Annotated in this window: 19 protein-coding genes; 5 read left to right on the top strand and 14 right to left on the bottom strand. The window is 69.9% G+C overall.

Annotated elements, in window-relative coordinates; all coding sequences use genetic code 11:
- Nucleotides 1-2 precede the first annotated feature (2 nt).
- The 11 genes from mraY to AC0N04_RS08805 all read right to left on the bottom strand — a co-directional run bounded on the left by mraY (nucleotide 3) and on the right by AC0N04_RS08805 (nucleotide 13,104).
- Nucleotides 3-1,184, bottom strand: coding sequence for a phospho-N-acetylmuramoyl-pentapeptide-transferase (gene mraY / locus AC0N04_RS08855; RefSeq protein WP_474280666.1), 1,182 nt, complete (start codon nucleotides 1,182-1,184; stop codon nucleotides 3-5).
- On the bottom strand, nucleotides 1,175-2,569 hold the full coding sequence (locus tag AC0N04_RS08850) for a UDP-N-acetylmuramoyl-tripeptide--D-alanyl-D-alanine ligase (RefSeq protein ID WP_474280664.1): 1,395 nt from the start codon (nucleotides 2,567-2,569) through the stop codon (nucleotides 1,175-1,177). Before AC0N04_RS08850 ends, mraY begins: the two co-directional genes overlap by 10 nt.
- Nucleotides 2,566-4,077 carry a UDP-N-acetylmuramoyl-L-alanyl-D-glutamate--2,6-diaminopimelate ligase gene (locus AC0N04_RS08845; RefSeq protein ID WP_474280662.1) on the bottom strand — a complete coding sequence of 504 codons (1,512 nt, stop codon included), beginning with the start codon at nucleotides 4,075-4,077 and terminating at the stop codon, nucleotides 2,566-2,568. The genes AC0N04_RS08850 and AC0N04_RS08845 overlap by 4 nt, the downstream gene beginning before the upstream one ends.
- A 1-nt stretch (nucleotide 4,078) precedes the next feature.
- Nucleotides 4,079-5,872: a peptidoglycan D,D-transpeptidase FtsI family protein gene (locus AC0N04_RS08840; RefSeq protein WP_474280660.1), complete on the bottom strand. Its 1,794-nt coding sequence runs from the start codon at nucleotides 5,870-5,872 to the stop codon at nucleotides 4,079-4,081.
- Nucleotides 5,869-6,162 carry a cell division protein FtsL gene (gene ftsL, locus AC0N04_RS08835; protein ID WP_474280658.1) on the bottom strand — a complete coding sequence of 98 codons (294 nt, stop codon included), beginning with the start codon at nucleotides 6,160-6,162 and terminating at the stop codon, nucleotides 5,869-5,871. The genes AC0N04_RS08840 and ftsL overlap by 4 nt, the downstream gene beginning before the upstream one ends.
- Nucleotides 6,159-7,109, bottom strand: a complete 951-nt coding sequence (gene rsmH / locus AC0N04_RS08830) for a 16S rRNA (cytosine(1402)-N(4))-methyltransferase RsmH (RefSeq protein ID WP_474280656.1) — start codon at nucleotides 7,107-7,109, stop codon at nucleotides 6,159-6,161. Before rsmH ends, ftsL begins: the two co-directional genes overlap by 4 nt.
- A gap of 10 nt (nucleotides 7,110-7,119) precedes the next feature.
- Nucleotides 7,120-7,548 (bottom strand): division/cell wall cluster transcriptional repressor MraZ, encoded by a 429-nt coding sequence (locus tag AC0N04_RS08825; protein ID WP_474282011.1) that lies wholly within the window; start codon nucleotides 7,546-7,548, stop codon nucleotides 7,120-7,122.
- Between the two features lie 270 nt (nucleotides 7,549-7,818).
- A complete protein-coding gene (gene yfiB / locus AC0N04_RS08820) occupies nucleotides 7,819-8,283 on the bottom strand; it encodes an outer membrane lipoprotein YfiB (protein ID WP_474280654.1) in 465 nt (154 codons plus the stop codon).
- Between the two features lie 104 nt (nucleotides 8,284-8,387).
- Nucleotides 8,388-9,626: a diguanylate cyclase DgcN/YfiN gene (dgcN, locus tag AC0N04_RS08815; RefSeq protein WP_474280652.1), complete on the bottom strand. Its 1,239-nt coding sequence runs from the start codon at nucleotides 9,624-9,626 to the stop codon at nucleotides 8,388-8,390.
- Nucleotides 9,623-10,216, bottom strand: coding sequence for a regulatory sequestration protein YfiR (gene yfiR / locus AC0N04_RS08810; protein ID WP_474280650.1), 594 nt, complete (start codon nucleotides 10,214-10,216; stop codon nucleotides 9,623-9,625). Before yfiR ends, dgcN begins: the two co-directional genes overlap by 4 nt.
- Nucleotides 10,217-10,302: 86 nt before the next feature.
- Nucleotides 10,303-13,104: an alpha-1,6-glucosidase domain-containing protein gene (locus AC0N04_RS08805; protein ID WP_474280648.1), complete on the bottom strand. Its 2,802-nt coding sequence runs from the start codon at nucleotides 13,102-13,104 to the stop codon at nucleotides 10,303-10,305.
- A 150-nt stretch (nucleotides 13,105-13,254) separates the two neighbouring features.
- Here AC0N04_RS08805 and AC0N04_RS08800 point away from each other — a divergent pair, with 150 nt between their 5' ends.
- The 5 genes from AC0N04_RS08800 to AC0N04_RS08780 all read left to right on the top strand — a co-directional run bounded on the left by AC0N04_RS08800 (nucleotide 13,255) and on the right by AC0N04_RS08780 (nucleotide 19,178).
- Nucleotides 13,255-14,832 carry an alpha-amylase family glycosyl hydrolase gene (locus AC0N04_RS08800; protein ID WP_474280646.1) on the top strand — a complete coding sequence of 526 codons (1,578 nt, stop codon included), beginning with the start codon at nucleotides 13,255-13,257 and terminating at the stop codon, nucleotides 14,830-14,832.
- Nucleotides 14,833-14,842: 10 nt separating this feature from the next.
- A complete protein-coding gene (locus tag AC0N04_RS08795) occupies nucleotides 14,843-16,504 on the top strand; it encodes an alpha-amylase family glycosyl hydrolase (RefSeq protein ID WP_474280644.1) in 1,662 nt (553 codons plus the stop codon).
- A 146-nt stretch (nucleotides 16,505-16,650) separates the two neighbouring features.
- Nucleotides 16,651-17,052 carry a DUF3597 domain-containing protein gene (locus AC0N04_RS08790; protein WP_474280642.1) on the top strand — a complete coding sequence of 134 codons (402 nt, stop codon included), beginning with the start codon at nucleotides 16,651-16,653 and terminating at the stop codon, nucleotides 17,050-17,052.
- Between the two features lie 129 nt (nucleotides 17,053-17,181).
- Nucleotides 17,182-17,640: a MarR family winged helix-turn-helix transcriptional regulator gene (locus tag AC0N04_RS08785; RefSeq protein ID WP_474280640.1), complete on the top strand. Its 459-nt coding sequence runs from the start codon at nucleotides 17,182-17,184 to the stop codon at nucleotides 17,638-17,640.
- Entirely contained in the window at nucleotides 17,637-19,178 is a 1,542-nt protein-coding gene (locus tag AC0N04_RS08780) for an MDR family MFS transporter (protein WP_474280638.1), read from the top strand. Before AC0N04_RS08785 ends, AC0N04_RS08780 begins: the two co-directional genes overlap by 4 nt.
- Before the next feature lie 57 nt (nucleotides 19,179-19,235).
- On the opposite strand, the gene AC0N04_RS08775 is transcribed toward AC0N04_RS08780, so the two are convergent.
- The 3 genes from AC0N04_RS08775 to AC0N04_RS08765 are packed head-to-tail and all read right to left on the bottom strand — an operon-like array spanning nucleotide 19,236 to nucleotide 20,679.
- Entirely contained in the window at nucleotides 19,236-19,619 is a 384-nt protein-coding gene (locus AC0N04_RS08775) for a DUF6916 family protein (protein ID WP_474280636.1), read from the bottom strand.
- Nucleotides 19,606-20,145, bottom strand: a complete 540-nt coding sequence (locus tag AC0N04_RS08770) for a GNAT family N-acetyltransferase (protein WP_474280634.1) — start codon at nucleotides 20,143-20,145, stop codon at nucleotides 19,606-19,608. Before AC0N04_RS08770 ends, AC0N04_RS08775 begins: the two co-directional genes overlap by 14 nt.
- 12 nt (nucleotides 20,146-20,157) lie before the next feature.
- Entirely contained in the window at nucleotides 20,158-20,679 is a 522-nt protein-coding gene (locus AC0N04_RS08765) for a phage tail protein (RefSeq protein WP_474280632.1), read from the bottom strand.
- Nucleotides 20,680-20,685: the final 6 nt, after the last annotated feature.

Raw genomic sequence — 20,685 nt, 5'->3', positions numbered from 1 at the left:
GTTCACCGCAGCTTCAGGCTCGCCAGGCCGACCAGGCACAGCAGCATGGTGACGATCCAGAAGCGGATCACGACCTGGGTCTCGTTCCAGCCCGACTTCTCGAAGTGGTGGTGCAGCGGCGCCATCTTGAGGATGCGGCGGCCCTCGCCATACTTCTTCTTCGTGTACTTGAACCAGCCGACCTGCAGCATCACCGACAGCGCCTCGGCGACGAACACGCCGCCCATGATGCCCAGCAGGATCTCCTGGCGCGTGATCACCGCCACCGTGCCCAGCGCGCCGCCCAGCGACAACGCGCCCACGTCGCCCATGAAGACCTGGGCCGGATGGGCGTTGAACCACAGGAAGGCCAGGCCCGCGCCGGCGATCGCGGCACAGAAGATCATCAGCTCGCCGGCCCCGGGGATGTAGGGGAACAGCAGGTACCTCGAATACACCGCGTTGCCGACCACGTAGCTGAAGATCGCCAGCGCGCCCGCGACCAGCACGACCGGCATGATGGCCAGGCCGTCCAGGCCGTCGGTCAGGTTGACCGCGTTGCTGGCGCCGACGATGACGAAATAGGTCAGGCCCATGAAGCCGAACACGCCCAGCGGGTAGCTCACCGTCTTGAAGAACGGCAGCATCAGGTCGGCCTTGGGCGGCAGGCTGTTCGAGAAGCCGCTCTGCACCCAGCGCAGGAACAGCTCCAGCACGCGCAGGTTGGAGGTTTCGGAGACGCTGAACGCCAGGTAGATCGCCGCCAGGATGCCGATGATCGACTGCCACATGAACTTCTCGCGCGAGGCCATGCCCTCGGGGTTCTTGTCGACCACCTTGCGCCAGTCGTCGGTCCAGCCGATCGCGCCGAAGCCGAAGGTGACGATCATCACGATCCAGATGAAGCGGTTGCTCCAGTCGCTCCACATCAGCGTGGCCACGCCGATGCCGATCAGGATCAGCGCGCCGCCCATCGTCGGCGTGCCGCTCTTGGCCAGGTGGCTCTGCATCGCGTAGCCGCGGATTGGCTGGCCGATCTTCAGCTCGGTCAGCCGGCGGATCAGCCACGGGCCGAAGGCCAGGCCGATCAGCAGCGCGGTCATCGCCGAGAGCACGGCCCGGAAGGTCAGGTACTGGAACACCCGCAGAAAGCCCAGTTGCTCGGGGTACAGGCCCTGCAGCCATTGCGCCAGACTCAACAGCATGCCTTGACCTCCCCGTCGGCGGCCTGCAGCGCGGCGACCACTTGTTCCATCTTCATGAAGCGCGAGCCCTTGACCAGCACCGAGCGGAATGCCGGCGCCCCGGGCAAGGCCGCGATCAACGCCGCCACGCTGTCGAAATGGCGGGCCGCGGGTCCATAGGCCACGGCCGCCTCACGGGCCATCGCACCGACGCACCACAGCTGCTCGATGCCGCTGGCCTGCGCATGGCTGCCGACCTCGGCGTGAAAGCGCGGGCCCTGGTCCCCGACCTCGCCCATGTCGCCCAGCAGCAGCCAGCGCGGCCCGGGCAGCGCGGCCAGCACGTCGATCGCCGCCCGCACCGAATCGGGGTTGGCGTTGTAGGTGTCGTCGATCAGGGTCAGCGCCAGGCCGCCGCGCTGCAACGGACGCACCTGCGAGCGGCCCGAGACCGGGCGGAACGCGCCCAGGCCCTGGACGACGGCGGGCAGCGGCACCCCGGCCGCCAGCGCCGCGGCGGTGGCGGCCAGCGCGTTCTTGACGTTGTGCCGGCCGGCGATGTGCAGGTCCAGCGCGGCCGGGCCGGCGGGCGTGCGCAGCCGCAGCTGCCAATGGTCGGTCTGCCAGGCCGCGTCGGCGGTCACGTCGGCATCGCCATCAAGCGCGAACCCCAGGCAGCGGCGGCCTGCGGCCAGCTCGCGCCACAAGGCGGTGAAGGCATCGTCGGCGGGGAAGACCGCGACGCCGTCGGCCGGCAGCGCCGCCAGCACGCTGGCGTTCTCGCGCGCCACGGCCTCGACGGTGTGCATGAATTCCTGGTGCTCGCGCTGCGCGTTGTTGATCAACCCGACCGTGGGTTGGGCGATCGCCGCCAGCGCCGCGATCTCGCCGGGATGGTTCATGCCCAGTTCGACCACCGCCGCGCGGTGTCCGTTCAGGCGCAGCACCGTCAGCGGCACGCCGATGTGGTTGTTCAGATTGCCGGCGGTGGCCAGGGCCTCGTCGCCCCAGGCGGCCCGCAGGATGCTGGCGAGCATCTGGGTCACCGTGGTCTTGCCGTTGCTGCCGGTCACGGCGATCAGCGGCAGCTGCTGCGTGGCCCGCCACGCGGTGGCCAGCTGCTGCAGCGCGGCCAGGCTGTCGTCGACCTGCAATCCCGGCAGGCCCGCGGCGTCCAGGCCGCGCTGGGCCAGTGCCGCCACCGCGCCGGCGTCGCGGGCCGCGGGCAGGAAGTCGTGGGCATCGAAGCGTTCGCCCTGCAGCGCCACGAACAAATCCCCCGGCGCCAGCGTGCGGGTGTCGGTGTGGACGCGGCGCAGGACCAGCGCCGGATCGCCCTTCAGGGTCGCACCGGGCAGCAGGGCCGCGGCCTGGCCCAGCGTCATCAGCGGCCGGTCCCGGCTCATGCGGCGCTCCTCGCGGCCAGGGCCGCCGCGGCCACCGCGGCATCCGAGAACGGGTGCTTGACGCCGGCGATGTCCTGGTAGTCCTCGTGGCCCTTGCCGGCGATCAGCACCACGTCCTGCGGCGCCGCGGCCGCCAGGGTTTCGAGGATCGCCAGCCGGCGGTCGGACTCGACCTGCAGCGTCGGCGCGGCCATGCCGCCCGGGATGCCGGCGACGATCTGCTTGACGATGCCCATCGGCGGCTCGCTGCGCGGGTTGTCGCTGGTGACCACGACCCGATCGGCCTGGGTGGCCGCGATCGCGCCCATCAGCGGACGCTTGCTGATGTCGCGGTCCCCGCCGCAGCCGAACACGCACCACAACTGGCCCTGTCGGGCACGCGCCAGCGGCGCCAGCGCGACCAGGGCCTTTTCCAGCGCGTCGGGCGTGTGGGCGTAGTCCACCACCACTTCGGGCGCCCCCGCCACCGACCGCAGGCGCTGCATGCGCCCGGGCACCGGCGTGACGGCCGACACGGCGGCGGCGGCATCGGCCAGCGGCACGCCCAGCGCGCGCAGGCTGGCGAGGACCCCGAGCAGGTTGCTGACGTTGTAGTCGCCGATCAGGCCGGTGCTCACGGCGGCGCTGTCGCCCCCCTCGACCAGGGTGAAGGCCAGGCCGCTGTCGAGGTACTGCAGGTCGGTCGCGCGCAGCCGGGCATCGTCCGCCATCGACACCGTCCACAGGTCCAGACCCCGGCCGGCCAGCTCGGCCACCAGCACCGCGCCCTGCGCGTCGTCGACATTGATCACGGCCGTCTTCAGGCCCGGCCAGTCGAACAGTTGACGCTTGGCGGCCCAGTAGGCGTCCATGGCGCCGTGGTAGTCGAGGTGATCGCGCGTGAAGTTGGTGAAGATCGCCACCTCGACCGACAGGCCCGTCAGACGCTGTTCGACGATGCCGATCGACGATGCCTCGAGCGCACAGGCCGAGAAGCCGTCGTCCACCATCTTGCGCAAGCCGGCCTGCAGCTGCACCGGATCGGGCGTGGTCAGCCCGGTGAACGCGATGTGGCCGTCGTCGTGGCCGGGCCGCGGCGGCTCGCCGATGCCCAGCGTGCCGACCACGCCGCAGCGCAGCCCGAGGCGGGTCAGCGCCTGCGCGACCCACCAGCTGCTGGAGGTCTTGCCGTTGGTGCCGGTGACGGCCACGATGCGCAACGACTGGCTGGGGTGACGGTAGAACGCGTCGGCGATCAGGCCGGTGGCGGCCTTCAGGCCCGGCAGCGTGGCCACCCGCGCGTCCTCGAAGCGGAAAGCCCCCGCGCCCTCGTCCTCGACCAGGCAGGTCGAGGCGCCGGCCGCCAGCGCGTCCCTGACGAAGGCGCGTCCATCGCGGGCGTAGCCCGGCCAGGCGATGAACGCATCGCCCGGCTGCAGCTGGCGGCTGTCGGTGCGCAGCTCGCCGCGCACCCACGAGCTGAGCCAGCGGGCCGCGGCCTGGGGATTCTTGAGTCGGGTCAGTGGCATGTCAGTGCGGCACCGGAGGCGCCTCTCCCCCCTGAGCGACGATTTGAGGCCGGCCACCGGGCTGCGTCTTGATGTCCAGGTCGGGCGGCACATTGAGCGTGCGCAACGCCTGCTCGACGAAGGACTTGAAGACCGGCGCTGCGACGATGCCGCCGTAGTAAATGCCGGTGGGTTCGTCGACCATCACCGAGACGATGACGCGCGGATGCTCGATCGGCGAGAAGCCGGTGAACCAGGCGCGGTACTTGGTCTTGGAGTAGCTGCGCCCTTCCAGCTTGGCGGCCGTGCCGGTCTTGCCGCCGGCCGAATAGCCCACCGGCTGGGCCAGCGGCGCGGTGCCGTTCTTGCTCACGGTGCCGCGCATGATCTCGCGCATGGTGCGCGCGGTCTCGGGCTTGAAGATGCGCACCGGCGGCAGCGTGGTGCGGCCCTCGATCAGCGACAGCGGCGCCATCGTGCCGTCGCGGGTCAGCGCGGTGTAGGCATGGGCGATCTGCAACAACGAGGCCGATTCGCCGTAGCCGTAGGCCATGGTCGCCTTCTCGACCGGCCGCCAGGTCCGCCACGGCCGCAGGCGGCCGTTGGCCGCTCCCGGGAAGCCGATCTGGGGCTTCTGGCCAAAGCCGATGCTCTGGAACAGCTCGCCCATCGTGCGCGCATCGAGCTTTTGCGAGATGCGCACCGTGCCGATGTTGCTGGAGATCTGCACCACCTGGGCCACGGTGAGCATCGGCGCATGCTCTTCGGCGTCGCGCACGGTCAACGGTCCGACGGTGAACGAGCGCGCGTCGATCATTGTGTCCGGCCGCACCAGCCCCTCCTCGATCGCCTTGCCGATCACGAAGGGCTTGACGGTGGAGCCGGGCTCGAAGACGTCGGTGATCGCGCGGTTGCGCAACTGGCCGCCGCTGAGGTTCTTGCGGTCGCCCGGCACGTAGCTGGGGTAGTTGGCCAGCGCCAGCACCTCGCCGGTCTGCGCGTCCAGCGCCACGATGCTGCCCGCCTTGGCCTTGTGGGCCTCGACCGCGTCGCGGATGCGCTGGTAGGCCAGGGCCTGCAGGCGCGAATCGATGGTCAGCGTCACGTCCTGGCCGTCGTGCGGGCGCACCGGGTCGCCCAGGTCCTCGACGATGCGGCCGATGCGGTCCTTGACCACGCCGCGCGAGCCGTCGGTGCCCTGCAACTGCTGCTGGTAGGCGAACTCGACCCCTTCCTGGCCGCGATCGGACACGTCGGTGAAGCCCACCAGATGCGCCGCCGCCTCGCCTTCCGGGTAGCGCCGGATGTAGCCCGGCTCGAAACGCAGGCCCTTGAGCCGCATCGCACGGATCTGCTGCGCGACGCCGTCGTCCACCTGGCGCTGCAGGACCGCGTAGGCACTGTCCTTGTCGATCTTGGCATCGAGTTCGCGTGCGCTCAGGTGCAGCAGCGCAGCCAGCTCGCGTTTCTGGTCGTCGGTCGCCTTGAACTGTTGCGGGTTGACGGTGATCGTCGGCGCGTTGACGCTGATCGCCAGGATCTGGCCGTTGCGGTCCAGGATCCGCCCGCGGCTGGCGGGCAGGTCCAGCGTCGACGCGAAGCGCTCCTCGCCCTTCTTCTGGAAGAAGTCGGCCTGGATCACCTGCACGTACAGCGCGCGCCCGACCAGCACCGAGAAGCCCACGCCCACCAGCAGCACCAGGAAGCGGCTGCGCCAGGGCGGCGTCTTTTCCGCCAACAGCGGGCTGGTGGAGTAATTGACGCCCCGCACCGAGGCGCCCAGCGCGGCATTCGTGCGGCGCGACGACCGGCTCATGGCGTGGCTCCCGACGCCGGCGGCGCATAGGCGTCGGCGACATAGCGGGTGACGTCGGGCGTGGCCAGACGCATGCCCAGCTTGTCGCGCGCCACGCGTTCGACCCGCAGGTTGGTGGCCTGCGCCTGCCGCTCGGCATCCAGGCGTTTGGCGTCGGATTGCAGCTGAACCGCCTCGGCCTTGGCCTTCTCGATGTCGGCGAACAGGCGACGCGCCTCGTACTGGGTGCGCACCAGGTACAGGCCGCTGCCCACCAGGGCCATCAACAGCAGCAGCGACAGGCGCGTCATGCCGCCACCCGCTGGACGTCGGCCAGGCGCTCGGCCACGCGCAGCACCGCCGAGCGCGCACGCGGGTTGGCCGCGACCTCGGCGGCGGTCGCGCGGATGCGCCCCAGCGCCTTCAGGCGCAGCGCCCGGGTCGGCTCGGCGAACGGCGCGCGGCGATCGAATTCGGCACGCGCCTCGTGGCCGATGAAGGTCTTGACGATGCGGTCTTCGAGCGAGTGGAAGCTGATCACCGCCAGGTGCCCGCCGGGCTGCAACAGCGACAGCGCCGCCTTCAGCCCTTGTTCGAGCTCTTCAAGCTCGGCATTGACGAGAATCCGAAGAGCCTGAAAGGTCCGTGTCGCAGGGTTCTGGCCCGCTTCGCGGGTCTTGACCGCGCCAGCCACGAGCTCGGCCAGCTCGCGGGTGGTGCGGAGCGGGACTCCGCTTGCGCGGCGAGCAGCAATCGCCTTTGAAATCGATACAGCAAACCGCTCTTCGCCATAGTCGCGTATCACCTGTGCAATGTGGCGCTCGTCGGCGCGAGCCAGGAAGTCCGCGGCACTCTCGCCACGGGTGGTGTCCATGCGCATGTCCAGCGGACCGTCGAAGCGGAAGCTGAAGCCGCGCTCGGGGTTGTCGATCTGGGGCGAGCTGACCCCCAGATCCAGCATCACGCCGGCGGCCTGCCCGGCCGCCTCGGCCTGCAACACCGCAGCCATCGCGGCGAAGCTGGCGTGGCGGATCGAGAAGCGCGGGTCATCGATCGCGTCGGCGCCCGCGGTGGCTGCGGCCACCGCCTCCGGGTCCTTGTCGAACGCGATCAGCCTCGCCTTCGGTCCCAGGCGCGCCAGCAGGTGTCGCGCATGCCCGCCGCGACCATAGGTGCCGTCGATGTACAGGCCGTCCGGATCGGTGAGCACCGCCGCGACGGTCTCTTCGAGCAGCACGGTGGTGTGGGAAAAGGTCACCGCGCCGTCCTCAGATCACCAGCGTGCGCAAGCCATCGGGCATCGGTTGGGACAGCGCCAGGTCCTCGGCGGCCAGGTAGCGCTCGCGATCCCAGATCTCCATCCGCGGCCCCATGCCGACCAGCATCAGGTCCTTGCCCAGGCCCGCCCAGGCGCGCAACTCGGGTGAGAGCAGCACGCGCGAGCCGGCATCGATGTCGACGTCCATCGCACTGCCCAGAAACAGCCGACGCCAGGCCTCGGAATCCATCGGCAACCCCATCAGCTTGGTGCGGAACGCCACCCAGGCCGGGCGCGGAAACAGCAGCAGGCAGCGCGAGGGGTGTTTGGTCAGGGTCATCTGCCCGGCGCACAGGGCCGACAGCGCGTCGCGGAACCGGGCCGGCACGGTGACCCGCCCTTTCCCATCCAGCGTCAACGCCGACTCACCCTGGAACACGAATTCGGACACATCACCCCACAAAAATGCACTTTTCCCCACTTTAACGCAGGGACAGGGGTGGGTCAACGAAACTCAGGAAAAAAATCAATCAAATCAGATACTTAGATCCGATTTGAAATCCAGGAGGTGGAAAAATATGCTTCAAAAATAAGGACTTGCACCAAGCTTCGAAAGTGAAGCCTCAAGACCTTGGCCACCCGCCCTCGGACCCTGGCCCGGCATGCGCCCAGCCCACCGACCCACGCGGCCGCGGGCGCGACGCGCTCGCTAGGCCGATTCGACGATGATCGCCACGCGGCGGTTTTGCTGCCGACCCGCTTCGGTCGCGTTGTCGTCGATCGGCCGGTGGTAGCCGAACCAGCGCCGCCGGATGTTCGCCGAGGCAAAGCCTTGGGCGATGAACGCGGCCGCGACCGCATCGGCGCGCCGCTTGGACAGGTCCTGGTTATAGGCCTCGGTGCCCAGGTCGTCGGTGTGGCCGTCGACCGTGACGTGCGCGATCCCGACCGCCAGCAGCGACTTGGCGACGCGCGCCACGGTGAGCAGCGCTTCGCTGGACAACGAGGCGTCGTTCAGCGCGAAGGTCAGGCGGCCGGACAGATCCAGCTCCCAGCCCTCGTCGGTCGGCCTGAATCCCAGGGCCCGCAGAGCCTGCGCCTGCGGTGCCGCGAGCGAGCCGGGCGTGCTGCAGGCGGTGAATCCGGCACTGGCCAGGAAGAGCAGCGCCCCCACCACGCTTCGCCGGCTTGGCTGACCAGCGGGCGTTTGCCCTGGAAGCGGGTGCGGGTGTGGACGGCTCACTTCAGCGCAGGGACGGGGTAAACGCATGGAACTCGCTAGGGCTGGGCCAGCCAGCCGGCCGTATCGGTCTTGGCAACGTACATGGCCGCATCGGCGCAGCGGATCAATTCGTCCACAGATTGCGCCTGATCCGGATAGATGGCGCGACCAATTGTAACCTCCAGTGACAGGCGCGGCCCGTTCTTGAACTGCCATGGCGGCGCCATCGCCGCGCGCAGACGCTCGACGCAGCGGTCCACTTCGCTCAACTCGGTCACCGGCGAGATCACGACCACGAACTCGTCACCGCCCAGGCGCGAGACGAAATCGGTCTCGCGCAGCGAGCCTTGCAGGCGGCCGGCCAGCTCGACCAGCAGCGCGTCCCCCGCCTCGTGGCCGAGGCTGTCGTTGACGGCCTTGAATTTGTCGACGTCGATGAACAGCGCCGCCGCCCGCTGCTGGCGTTCGCTGCAGCGGGCCAGGACCTGGCCCAGGTGTTCCATCAGGTACATCCGATTCGGCAGCTGGGTCAGGCCATCGTGGCGACTGGCATGGCGCAGCACATCGTTGGCGCGGCGCAGGTGGTTGTGGCGAGACACGACCTTGCGCTGCTGCACCTGCAGTTCCGCCAACAGCCCGTTGAAGTCCTCGGCCAGCGCGTCGATCTCCCGCACCGACGTCGCCTCGGCGCGGTGCTCGAAGCTGCGGCTGGTCCCGACCCTGCGCGTCAGCGCCGCCAGGCGATCGACCGGCTCGACGATCGCCCGCGACAGCCGCCTCGACACCGCCAGGATGGCCACCGCGGTCAGCGCCACGCCCAGCAGCACCGCCGACAAGGCCCACGCCAGGTAGTGCAACAGGAATTGCCCGTTCGAACGCAGCGCGATCATCCCTTCGACCTGCCCGTCGGACTCGATCGCCGCGCGGGCCGGCTGCGGAAACAACATCCGGTCGATGGCCACGGCCCATTGATTCAGGCGCCCCGGCGAAGGGCTGTCGTAGCGCATCCACAGCCGGCCGTCGCGGTCGAAGACCGACACCTCCGCGAGTTGCTGGCCATCGGCCAGTTCCTGCGCCATCTCGCGCATCGCGTCCCGGTCCTTGAAGCGCAGCGCCGGCTCGCCCGCGAAGGCGAGCGTGCGCGCCGCCAGGTCGGTGGCCCGGCCGGCGAACTCATGCAGGCTGACGAACGACACCGCCAGCATCAGCGCGCTGACACACAGCAGGGCGACCCCTGCGGACTGCCATTGCCCTTGGCGCACCAGGGTGGCGATGCTCCGCGTCGGGCGGGTCACAGGCGGCCTCCGGGATCGCGCGCCGTGAGCCGGAGCAACTGCGGGTTGATGTGCAATCCGCTGCGGGAGATGGCATCGAGATTGGCGCCGAAGCGCACCCCGACCGGCGTTTCGATCAGGCAGAACAGACCGGCATAGGAACAGAAGTCCTCGCCCTGCCCGATCGTCAGGATCGGCAGCTTGACCAATTGCATCAGCAGCGGCGCGAGGTCCTTCGGATTGGCATGGCCGAAATACACCGCCTGGCAGTCGAGCAGCGGCTCGGCACGAAGCCGGCGCTGGCTGGTCACCACCCGCGGACGGGCCGCGTCGCGCGCCAGGAAGCGGCGGCCGATCGCGTCGGCATCGGGATCATCGGCATCGACGCACAGCCTCACCGCCTCCAGCGCCGTGGGCCAGCGGGTGTAGTGCAGCACCCCGGCGATCAAGTCCGGCACGCTCGTCACGGCGCCGGCGGTGGACTGCGCATGGGCGCCCCCCTGGTCGGCCGGCGAAGTCTGGGCCTGGCACGCGCCGCCGGCCAGCATCACGCACCATGGAAATACGGCACCCAGCAGGGCCAGGGCCGAGCGACGATGGAAGACAGGCACTGCAAGATCCTGCGCTCAAGGACTGAGCATGGGTTCCATTCTACCGAGAGCCCCGTGGCGGGCACCCCCTTCTCCCGCGGTGCCCGTCAGCGATCGACGACGAAGACCGTCACCGTCCGGGCCGGCACCTCGAATCCGCCGGTCCGCGGGTCGAAGCGCGCGGCTGCGGCCCGGGCGTCTGCCGCGCGGCCGTCGCGAAGCACCGGGTGCAACACGAAGGCATGGCCGGCGAGGTCCGGCGCGACGACCCGGTGCGCACGGGTGTCCGCGTTGAGCAGGTAGACCAGTTCCGCAAAGCCCGCCCCGGGCAAACCCCGACCGTCCAGGTGCGCGGCCAGCACGGTCGGCTCCTGCGCCGGACCGGTGTTGAAGAAGTGCAGGCGGGCCCGCACCTCGGCGGCGCTGGGCAGGTGGAACAGCGCACTGCTGGCCCGGATGCGCAGCAGATCGAAGAACGCGGCCCGGGTCCAGGCCAGCGTGGCCGGTGTCGGCGCGATCGACGGGTCGGCCAGCAGCGGCCGCATCAGCGGCCAGTCGGCGCCGTTGTCCGGCTCGGGCGGCAGGCCGCTGCCGAAGTGGTTGGTCTGCCCGCTCCAGTCGATCCGGTTGAACCAGTCGCCGGACGCGTAGCTGTTGCGGTCCAGCGACTTGCTGCGCAGCCGCTCGACCCCGCCATGGAAATAAGCCACGCCCTCGCTGAAGGCCGGCAGCGCCGCCGCCAGGATCTGCACCCGGGCGCGATCCTCGCGCGAGGTGCCGCGCGGCAGTTTCATCGCATCGGTGTCGAACAGCGTCTGGTTGTCGTGGTTCTCGACGTAGTTGACGACTTCGGCGGGCTCGCTGGCGTAACCGGCGGGCCGGCCCGCGTCGTCGATGGCCGACAGCGGCCTCACCTGGCCAGTCCAGGTCGTCAGCGGGTAGTCGCGCAGCGAACCGGCCAGCGTCGCGCGCAACAGATCGGCGCTGCGCAGCAGGGCCTCGCGCGATGGCGTCGGCGCGGCTCCATTCGGGTCGTAGACCAGGCCGTTGACCCAGCCCTGGCGGGCGACCATCGCCTCGCCCTGGTCGCCGGCACCGCCGCCGCGTGCCGCGTCGCGGCCTCGGTCGTTGAAAGTGCCGATGCCGGTGCCGTTCAACGATCCCTGCGAGGCCTGCACGAAGCGCCGGCCGTCGGCCACCTCGCCGAAGTTCCAGCCCTCGCCGATCAGGAAGACCTCATGTCCCAGCGCCTGCTTCAGCCGCTGTTGCAACTGCACCATCACGGCCCGGGGCTGGTGGCCCATCAGATCGAAGCGGAACGAGTCGACATGCTGGTCCCGCGCCCAGGTCAGCACCGAATCGACCAGCAGCTTGCCCATCATCCGGTGTTCGGTCGCGGTGTTGTCGCAACAGGTCGAGCGCTCGATGCGGCCCTGTGCGTCCAGGCGCTGGTAATAGCCGGGCACGATGCGGTCGAACACCGATTTTTCCTGCTGACCGGCCGCGAAACTGTGGTTGTAGACCACGTCCATGCCCACCCGCAGGCCGACGCGGTGCAGCGCCATCACCATTTGCCGGAACTCGCGCAGCCGCACCGCGCCGTCGTCGGCGTCGCTGGCATAACTGCCTTCGGGCGCGCTGTAGTGCACCGGGTCGTAGCCCCAGTTGAAGCAGTCCCGCCCGGCGGCCGCCCGGACCGCGGCCTGCTGCGTCGTGCCATCGGGCGCGCCGCGCGGATCGGGTGAGACGCAGCCGCGCTCGGGCACCGAGCCGAAATCGAACACCGGCAGCAGATGGACGTCGGTCACGCCGGCACGCGCCAGCGCGGCAAGTTCACGCATGCCGTTCGAGTCGGCCTGGGTGAAGGCCAGGTACTTGCCGCGCTCGGCGGCGGGCACGCTGGCGTCGCTGGCCGAGAAGTCGCGCAGGTGCAGCTCGTAGACCACCATGTCGGTGGCCGCCTTCACGGTCTCGGGGGCGCGATCCTCGCGCCAGCCCGCCGGCGTCACCGCCGGCTCGGCCAGGCCAGTGATGTAGCTCCGCCGCGAATCGGCGCTCAGGCTCAGCGAATACGGGTCGGTGACGCGGTTGCGCACCAGGCCGACGCCCGGCACGAAGACATCGACCAGGTAGCGGAAGTAGCGCCCGCTGAGCTGGCCCGGCAGCGACAGCGACCACGCTCCGGTGGCCGCATCGGCCTGCAGGGGAACAACCCGGTCGGCCGCGCCCTCGGCATCGGGATAAAGGCACAGGGCCACCTGCTGGGCGGTCGGAGCCCAGAGCCGGAACGTGGTGGCGGCGGCACCGGGCTGCGCGCCCAGCGCCAGGTCCTCGGCCGCCGCGTAGCGATCGTCCAGCGCCCCCGGCGTCTGCGCGGCCGTGGCACGCAGCACCCGCCCCGCCGCATCCAGTTTCACCAGCTCGGTCTGGCCGCGCAACAGGCCGGGCAGACTCGCCTCGTCGGCCGCGCGCAAGACCAGGCGCACGCCGGCGCCGATGAAGCCGAAGCCCGGCGGCAGCGCGGCGGCTTCGGCGGCCGGAACCGCCTGCAGCGGCAACGCCAGCTCAGCCCCCTGCGGCGCCGATCCCACCTGCACCTGCAGCGCGGCCCGGCGGGAGCTCAGCAACCAGAACGTACCGCCCTCGCCCCCTCCCGCTTGCACGCCCGGCCATTGAAGCTGGCGCCGATCCAGCCAGTACGCCTCGGCCTGCACGGACGGCGCAGCCGGCTCGACCCGGCGCAGCACGGTCTGGAACGCCGGACCGTCGCAGGCAGCCTTCAGCGAGGCCCCTTGCGCCGGGTCGACGCGATCCGGCAGCGGCGCCGCCACGTCCCCCGCCCACGCCGACAGCAGCCCGCCCGCCAGCAGCCCACCGACCCACACCCACCTGCCCAACGGTCTCATCATGGTCAAGATCCGATCGCGTTACGCGTCGCTCCAATGGTTAGAAATGTACCTAAACTACATTTATTTAATACAGGAGAATTCCCCGATTCAAATCGCATCGCTCTGATTGATGATGCCAATCATTCGTTCATTAAGTACTTCAACTACAAAGTGCATTCCCATCCCAACCCGCCCTTCGCACCTTCCGGGGGAGGCGCCGCGTCGCTGCCGACGGTCGATCTCAGCCCGGTGGCCCAGGCTGACCCCGGCAGCACGCTGCCCGCCGGCTGGCAGCACGGCGCCTTCATGCAAATCTACGTGCGCGGCTACCAGGACAGCGACGGCGACGGCCAGGGCGACCTGCGGGGACTGATCCAGCGGCTGGACTATCTGCACGACCTGGGCATTCGCGGCCTTTGGCTGATGCCGATCGCCCAGAGTCAGGACCATGATCACGGCTATGCGGTCACCGATTACCGCAGCGTCGAAGCAAGCTACGGCTCGATGGTCGACCTCGACGAGTTGCTCGCCCAGGCGCATGCCCGCGGCATCGGCGTGGTGCTGGACTACGTGATGAACCACAGCGCCGCCCTGCACCCGCTGTTCGCCCATGCCTCGGCCGCCGTCGACAACCCCTACCGCGACTGGTACGTCTGGGCCGACCCGGCACCGACCGGCTGGCGGATCAACGGCGGCAACCCGTGGCGGCCCTCGGCCACGGGCAGCTATTTCACGGCCTTCTCGGCCAACATGCCCGATTTCAACCTGCGCCACCGCGCCACCGTGGCCTGGCACCACGACAACCTGCGCTTCTGGCTCAACCGCGGCGTCGACGGTTTCCGCTTCGATGCGGTCGGCAACCTGGTGGAAAACGGCCCTGACGCCTGGGAGAACCAGCCCGAGAACTACGTGCTGATGCGCGAGGTCAAGAGCCTGATCGACGGCTATGACCAGCGCTACCTGGTCTGCGAGGCGCCGGCCGACCCCCAGGGCTTCGGCGCCGACAGCGCCGGCGGCGGCGCGTTCAGCTTCGACCTGTCGGCCGACATCCTTCGCGCCGCGCAAGGCGACGTGTCGGCGCTGCCGGCCGTGGTGCAGTATTTCGTCACCGCGCCGGCCGGCATGGCCACCTTCCTGTCGAACCACGACAGCTTCGCCGGCCAGCGGCTGTGGGATCAGTTGGGCGGCGATGTCTCGCACTACAAGCTGGCCGCGGCGATCTACCTCCTGCTGCCGGGCACGCCCTTCATCTACTACGGCGAGGAGATCGGCCTGGCCGGCGCCGCGTCGCTGAGCGGCGACGCCCGCCTGCGCACGCCGATGAGCTGGACGCCCGACCCCCAGCGCGCCGGCTTCACCACCGGCACGCCGTGGCGCGCGCTGTCCGCCAACGTCGCGACGCAGAACGTCCAGATGCAGCGGGCCGACCCCGACTCGATCCTGGCGTTCTACAAACAGCTGCTGGGCTGGCGCAACCGCCGGCCCTCGCTGGCGCGGGGCCGCTATGAGGCCCCGTTCAGCAGCGGCACGGTGATGGGCTGGCAACGCACGCTGGGCAGCGAACGCACGCTGGTGCTGATCAACACCGGCACCGCGGACGCCCACGTCGGCGTCACCGCCCTGGGCGCGAACACGCTGATGAGCCCTCTGTATCCGGCCGCTGGCGGCACGGCCCAGGCCGACGCCAGCGGCACCGCCCCGCTGACGGTGCCGGCGCAAAGCCTGCGCCTGATCGATCTTCATGCCTGAGACCGTCCCGATGCCCGCACTCCCCCTCCACCGCCAGCTCGTCGCGCTGGGCCTGGCCGCCACCTTGCACGGCACCGCGCTCGGCCAGGACGCACCGGCCGATCTGTCGCCTCAGCCTCAGAGGGATGCCCCCAGCGCGCTGAGCCCGGGCTGGCAGCACGGCGCCTTCATGGAAATCTTCGTCCGCGCCTACCAGGACAGCAACGGCGACGGCATCGGCGATCTCCAGGGCCTGATCCGCCGGCTGGACTACCTGCAGGCACTGGGGGTGCGCGGCCTGTGGCTGATGCCGATCACCGCCAGCGCCGACCACGACCACGGCTACGCCACCACCGATTACCGGCGGGTCGAACCCGACTACGGCTCGCTGGCCGATCTCGACGACTTGCTGCGCCAGGCGCACGCACGCGGCATCGGCGTGGTGATGGACTACGCGATCAACCACAGCGCGGCGTCGCACCCGCTGTTCGTCGCATCGCGCAAGGGACCCGGCAACCCGTACCGCGATTGGTACGTCTGGTCGGCCGATGCCCCCCAAGGCTGGAACATCTGGGGCAAGAACCCGTGGTACTGGGCCGGCGCCAAGCCGTGGCGCTACACCGGCGACTGGACGGCATTTCCCGCCCCGCCCGCCGGCGCGCAGCAGCACTACTACGGCACCTTCGGCGGTGACATGCCCGACTTCAATCTGCGCAACCCCCGGGTCGTCGCCTGGCATGAGGACAACCTGCGCTTCTGGCTCAACCGGGGGCTGGACGGCTTCCGGCTCGACGCGGTGCCGCACCTGATCGAGAACGACGCCCGGCACTGGAACGACCAGCCCGAAAGCCGCGCGCTGACCCACGAACTGCAGCAGCTGATCACCGCCTATCCGAACCGCTTCGTGGTCTGCGAAGCCACCGCCAACCCGCTCGCCTACGGCGCAGCGTCGGTCTGCGGCGGCGCCTTCGCGTTCGGCTACACGCAGCACTTCGTCGGTGCGGCGATGGGCCAGGCTGCCTCGGTCCAGCAACTGGCGACGTATTACCAGAGCGCCCCCGCGACGATGGACACGTTCGTGTCGAACCACGACATCTTCGGCGGCCTGCGCCTGTGGGACCAGGTGCATGGCGATCTCGCGCGCTACCGGCTCGCCGCCGCCGGCTACCTGCTGCAGCCGGGCACGCCGTTCATCTACTACGGCGAGGAGGTCGGCCAGGCCAGCGTCACCGGCCTGAAGGGGGACCTGCCGATCCGCTCGCCGATGAGCTGGGCGCCGGCCACGGCCCCGGGCGGCTTCACCACCGGCCGGCCGTTCCGCCCGCTGGCGCCCAACGCCGACCGTTTCAACGTCCAGGCCGAACAGCACGACCCGAACTCGCTGCTGGCGTTCTACCGGGCGATGCTGAGGCTGCGCAACACGCTGCCGGCGATCGCCCAGGGCCGCTTCGAGAACGCCTTCGCCGACGACCTGCTGCTGGGCTACCAGCGCCGCCTGGGCACGCAGACGGTGCAGGTCCTGATCAACTACGGCCTGACGCCTCGCACCTGGACGCTGCAAGGACTGCCCGCCGGCGCCCGCCTGCAGGCGGCCTACCCGAGCGACGCCGAAGACATCGCCGTCGGCACCGACGGACGTGCCGTCCTGACCCTGGCGCCGCAATCGCTGCAGGTGCGGGTGGTCACGCGCTGACCCGGCCTGCGCCGTGGGTGTTGCGTGCACGGCATGACGGTGTGCGCCATTGCCGTTGTGCCGAGGTCGATGCGCGAGCCGCCACCCGAATCCGCCCGCTTCGCCGATAGCCTGCAGCTCCTTCCATCCACATTCAAGGAGCGACCATGGGCTTGTTCAACACCATTCTCAACAAACTCGGTTTCAGCCATCCGGATGTCGCCGCAGCGGCGCCAGCGCCCGTGGCCGCCGCAGACCCGGCCGCCGCCGATACGCCGCCGCCCGCGCCGGCCGCGCCCGAAGCCATGGACATGGTCGACGTGGTCGCCAACCTGGAAGCGCTGGCGGCCAACAGCGCCGAGCCACTGAACTGGAAGACCTCGATCGTCGACCTGCTCAAGCTGCTGGGCATGGACAGCAGCCTGGCATCGCGCAAGCAGCTGGCGACCGAACTGGGCTGCCCGGCCGCCACGATGGGCGACTCGGCGTCGATGAACCTGTGGCTGCACAAGACCGTGCTGCAGAAGATCGCCGCCAACGGCGGCAACGTCCCCGACGACCTGCTCTGATCCGACGTCCGCCGCCGCAGCTTTCGGGCGTCGCTCCGGCTGGCACGACGGCACGGCGGGAAGTCGATCTCGCAACTGCGGAAACGCCCCGGCCTCTCGTCGGTTTAATAAACATGCTTATCATTGCGCATGGTCACCGTGCGTAATTTCCAGCATCGCTTCGGCTTTCTCGTCAACGAGGTCGGCCGGCTCTACGGCCGCCGGTTCGACCAGCTCGCGCGTGAACAGATCGGCCTGTCGCGCGCCCAATGCCGCTTGCTGGGGGTGCTGGCGAGCCACCCCGGCGAGCGGCCGCTGTCGCAGGCCGAACTGGCCGACCGGCTGGACCTGACCGCGATGGGCGTGGCCACGCTGTGCGAGCGCATGGCGCAGGCCGGCTGGATCCGCCGCCGCCCCAGCAGCACCGACCGGCGCGCCAATGCGATCGAGCTGGAACCCAAGGCCGAGGACGCGCTGGACGCCGCGCTGGCGATCGGCGAAAAGCTGCAGACCCAGGCCCTGGCCGGGCTCAGCGCCGCGGAACGCGCACAGTTGCTGGCGCTGCTGCAGCGCGCCCATGCCAACCTCAGCGAGGCCGCCAGGCCATGAGTGCCGACCTGCGTTTCCCGGTGCCGCACCGGGGCATGATCACCGTGTCCATCATGCTCGCCACCATCATGCAGGCGCTGGACACCACCATCGCCAACGTCGCGCTGCCGCACATGCAGGGCAGCCTGCAAAGCTCGCAGGACCAGATCAGCTGGGTGCTGACCTCGTACATCGTCGCCGCCGCGATCGCCACGCCGCTGACCGGCTGGCTTTGCAGCCAGTGGGGCCGGCGCCAGGTGTTCATGATCGCGGTGGTGGGCTTCACCGTCGCGTCCGCGCTGTGCGGCATGGCCGGCAGCCTGTGGCAGATCGTGGCCGCGCGGCTGCTGCAAGGCGTGTTCGGCGCGGCGCTGGTGCCGCTGTCGCAGGCCGTGCTGCTGGACATCAACCCGAAGGAAAAGGTCGGCCAGGCGATGGCGCTGTGGGGTGCCGGCATCATGATCGGCCCCATCCTCGGACCGATGCTGGGTGGCTGGCTGACCGAGAACGCCAACTGGCGCTGGGTCTTCTTCATCAACCTGCCGGTGGGCGTGATGGCGCTGTACGGCATTGCGCGCTACCTGCCCGAAAGTCGGCCCGAGGGCGAGCGCCTGGACCTGTTCGGCTTCGCCACGCTGAGCCTGGCGGTCGGGCTGCTGCAGATGTTCCTCGACCGCGGCGAGCAGCTGGACTGGTTCAACGCGACCGAGATCCGCCTCGAAGCCGCCGGCTGCGCGATCGCCCTGGCGCTGTTCATCGTCCATACCGCCACCACCACCGGCCAGTCGTTCCTGAACCGCGGCCTGCTGCGCGACCGCAACTTCGTCACCGGTGTGCTGTTCGGCTTCGTCGTCGGCATGATCCTCTACGCCACGATGGCGCTGCTGCCCACGCTGCTGCAGGGCTTGCTGAACTACCCGGTGATCTACACCGGCGAGGTGATGGCGCCGCGCGGCGTCGGCACGATGCTGGCGATGCTGATCGTCGGACGGCTGGTGCAGCGCATCGATCTGCGGGTGATCATGGCTTTCGGTTTTTCGCTGACCGCGATCTCGCTCTACCAGATGACCGGCATGACGCTGGAAATGGGCAGCCGCCTGATCATCGTCTCGGGCTTCCTGCAAGGCCTGGGCATCGGCTTCACCTTCGTGCCGCTGAGTGCCGCCGCCTTCGCGACGCTGGCCCCGCAGTTGCGCAACGACGGCACGCCGATCTACAGCCTGATGCGCAACATCGGCAGCAGCGTGGGCATCTCGATCGTGCAGGCCTTGTTCACCGAGCGCCTGGCCAGCGCCCACGCCGAACTGGCCAGCGACATCTCGAACACCAACCCGATGATGCCGTGGCTGCCGCCGGCCTTCGACCTGCACAGCACCGCCGGCCTGGCCGCCATCAACGCCGAGGTGACGCGCCAGGCGGCGATGATGGCCTACATCGACGATTTCCGCGTGATGATGCTGATCACGCTGGCCGCGATGCCGCTGCTGCTGCTGATCCGCCGGCCGACGCCGGCGACCGGCCGAGCGATGGGCGGCACGGCGGCCGAGGCCGCCCACTGACCTCGTTGGCTGACGGCCGCCCGAGGCGGCGACCGAGCGCCGTCGGCAGCGGCGTGTTCAGGCCAGCAGGCTGAAGTGGGCGGCGTAGCGCGCGCACCCCGTCGTGCGGTCCGCGCTCATCGGCTCCAGGTACAGCGCCACCGGGCCGGCGCCGGCGCTGCGCAGCACCACTGCACCGGCGGGCCGGGCGTGTGCGCCGGTGTCGTCGACGAACACCAGCGTGAACTGGCTCAATCCCCGGGACGGCGGAGCCGGGCGGACCTCGTGCAGGCGCAGCCGACCGATCGCGGGCGCCTCGAAATGCCGGCCCAGCTGGTTGCGCCAGTGATCGGCGCCCTGGGCCGCCGGCACGATCGCGTCGGCGGCCCAGGCCCCACGGACGAGAGCGACCGAAGCCAGCGTGCCCGCACAGCAATCGACCATGAATTCACGTTTGTCCATCACACACCTCCACTTGACCAGGGGGCCGAACCGCGGCGGGGCGCCTGTGCATCACGAGGTAGGGCGGTACGCGCTGATCGACCTCGAAGCCGCACCGTTCATAAAGCCGGCGCGCGGGATTACCGTCGGCCACCTGAAGCAGCACCGGCTGCTGAGCGCGGTCCGCTTCGTCGACAAACGAGCGCAGGACCTGCGTGCCGACGCCCCGCCCCCGCCAGGCCCGCAGCAGGCTGATGTCGAGCACGCGCAGGACGCCGGTCGAGCGGTCGACCCAGAACCGGCCGATCCGGCGGTCGGCCGATGGATCGGTGCCGTCGCCTTGCTCGACGATCAGGCAGCGCGACTGCGGCCAGGCCGCACGGTAGCCGGCCTGCTGGGCCGCGAACTGCTGCGCCAGGAATCGCCCGGCGCTCGCCGCATCCCAGCCGAAGGACGCCACCTCGTCGTGCCGGACCTCGGCGTACAGCGTCGCCAGCCAGGCCTGATCGCTCGGAAGCGCCTCGCGAAGAGGGTGGTACAGGGACATCGGGCCGCCCCCTCAGGACCGCGGCGGGTAGATGCCCTGCATCGCGATGATGAAGGTCAGCGTCAGGTACGGCGGCAGGTTGTTGTGCGGCTGACCGCCGCCGGACGCCGCGATGCTCTGCGCGGCCATCGTCGTGGTGTTGGTGGAACTGCGGTAGATCGGCGCACTCGCGCTGGCCGTCGCCAGGGCGACGCTGCCGTCCGGCGTGCCAGTGGTGGCCGACGACGCGCTTTGCAACGTGTGGCGATGGACCGGCATCTGGCCGGCGGCCAAGGTCACGCTCGCCTGCCCCCCGGACTCGCCGATCACGCGCGGCGACAGCCCGGGGCCCTGGCCTTGGTGCATCGGAAAGGCCGCCTGCAGGTTCGGCAACGCGAAGGTGCTCCGGCCATCGCCCCCGTAGTAGGTGCCCAGCAGCGAGAACAGCGCCGTGTTCTGCGAGATCGGCAGCAACTGGCCGTTGCACAGCGCCCATCCAGACGGCGCGAAGTTGCCGGCAAAGATCCGAATCTCGCCCAGGTATTGGTACGACATCGTCGT

This window comes from Ideonella sp. sgz306126 (genome assembly GCF_056032705.1).
This window is presented reverse-complemented; position numbering and strand designations above follow the sequence as displayed.